Below are 1,964 nucleotides of genomic sequence, written 5' to 3' on the forward strand. Positions count from 1 at the left end.
GATATCGCCACCTCACAGAGGACTTCACCTTGTACCGCCTCGACAAGCGCGGCAAGTGTTTCGCTCGTTTTATACGCGAAATACAACCGCCACCATGTATGCCAGGCTGGCGGCGATGCCGAAGCCATGGCGTAGCTTGTCGCCGCTCAGTCCTATCAACTTGGCAGCACTGGCGAAAGCGCCGAAGGTTCCGACGGTACCGCTGGAGTGCATGCCCCGCATATAGTGCTGCGGCAACATCCATTCGGAAATCTTGCACTCGACCTCGAAACCGGTGAGGAACGCTTCCATGAAGCGAGTTCCTGTCACGCCACCCAGCTTCTGGCTCATTACCAAGGTCGCGGTCAGCGATGGAATGGTCGGGTGAGTGAGCAGACCGTAGATATGGTCCGGATCCTTGCTAACCTGGCTGTCGTCCCAGTCATGGGCATGTCCGGCCGTACCTATCACGCGCGCTGCCATTGCCGCTGGCACCTTGCCCTCGCCCTTGCTGCGCAGGTAGGCATCGGCACGCCCCCGGGTATCTTCCGCTTCGTCAGCGAGCAGGCACACCGTCTGCTCTTCGGAACCCGCCACGAAGAGCCCCAGCCCGTCGAGCAGACAACGCGTTCCGATGCGCACCGCCTCCTCGGGTATATCACTGAATCGGACACCTTCGATGAAGGCCACGGCTTCTGCCGTGATGTGCGTTTGTTCAGGCATTTTAGCGAATACGTTATTGGCAACTGACATGGATGACTCCTTTCTTCGAATGATGAAAGACGCGAAGGCCCCCGTAGGGAGGGACCGAGCGAATCGGTGCATGAGAGGGCTAGCCGAAGTAACGACCGCCGTTGAGGTGGAAGGTCTGCCCGGTGATGTAGCGCGCCTGCGGCCCGGCCAGAAAGCCGACGGTCGAGGCAACTTCGTCAGGTCGCCCCAGGCGAGCGGCGGATACACTTTCTCCCTGGAGGTGCGGTGGCGGCGAGCCGACTGCTCGCTGCGTCTCGATCTGGCCCGGCACGACACAGTTCGCGGTGATACCGCGCCCCGCCAGTTCCACCGCCAGCGCCCGCGTCAGCCCGATTACGCCCATCTTCGAGGCAATGACGTTGGCCCGCTCCGCCGCGCCGACATGCGCACTCAGTCCACCGAAGGTGATGATCGAAGCCTCGCGGTATTCGCCCAGCAGCGATAAAGCCGCATGAACGGTATAGAAGGCGCCGTCGAGATTGACGCCCATCACCTCGCGCCAGTCTTGCGGCGTAATTTGTTCGAGAGGCTTGTGCGGGCGAACCGCCGCGCAGCAGGCCAAGCAATCCAGCCTGCCGAAGCGGTGATCGAGTTGCGCCACGGCGGCCCTGATCGAGCCGGGATTTGCCACATCGGCAACGACACCCAACGCTTGCTGGCCCGCCGCCTCGATGGCGGCCAAGGTCGACTGCATGGACTCGCCGTCTCCCCTGGCTACGACCGCGACATCGGCACCCTGGCGGGCCAGTTCGATCGCCACCGATCGGCCGATGTTACGGCTACCTCCCGTCACCAAGGCGACCTTGCCCGTCAATGCTCTGTCCGCAGACATCACTTGGCCCCCTTGCTGGCAGCAGAACGAGGGCGACGAAAGCGTCGCAGCCAACCGAAAACAGGCTGATAGAAGAGGCTGAAGGCGGCCAGCAGGAAGAAACCGATAGCGATCGGACGATCCAGGAAACGCCAGGCATCGTGATCGAAGATGATCATGGACTGAGCCAGCGAGTTCTCGACCAGCGAACCGAGCACGACCCCCATGATGATTGGCGCGGCACCGAAGCCGTAGCGCTTGAGCCAGAAGCCAGCGAAGCCTGCGATCAGCATGATCATGACGTCGACCATGCTTTGGTTGACGCCATACGCTCCAACCACGCACAGCGCGAACACCGTCGGCCACAGGAAAGTCCGTGGGATCAGGGAAATACGCGAGAACAGCCTGGCGCCCACCAATC

At 61.9% G+C, this 1,964-nt stretch carries 3 protein-coding genes; all 3 read right to left on the reverse strand.

What is annotated here, in order from left to right:
- Positions 1-69: 69 nt before the first annotated feature.
- Entirely contained in the window at positions 70-732 is a 663-nt protein-coding gene (locus tag AC3AYF_RS13260; RefSeq protein ID WP_295034882.1) for an MmgE/PrpD family protein, read from the reverse strand.
- Positions 733-811: 79 nt separating this feature from the next.
- The gene (locus AC3AYF_RS13265; RefSeq protein WP_295034884.1) at positions 812-1,564 is read right to left on the reverse strand and encodes an SDR family NAD(P)-dependent oxidoreductase; all 753 of its coding nucleotides are present in this window, start codon (positions 1,562-1,564) and stop codon (positions 812-814) included.
- On the reverse strand, positions 1,564-1,964 hold a 401-nt coding region (locus tag AC3AYF_RS13270; RefSeq protein WP_487779839.1), incomplete at its 5' end, for a tripartite tricarboxylate transporter permease. The genes AC3AYF_RS13270 and AC3AYF_RS13265, both read right to left, overlap by 1 nt.

Source organism: Salinicola sp., from assembly GCF_982684285.1.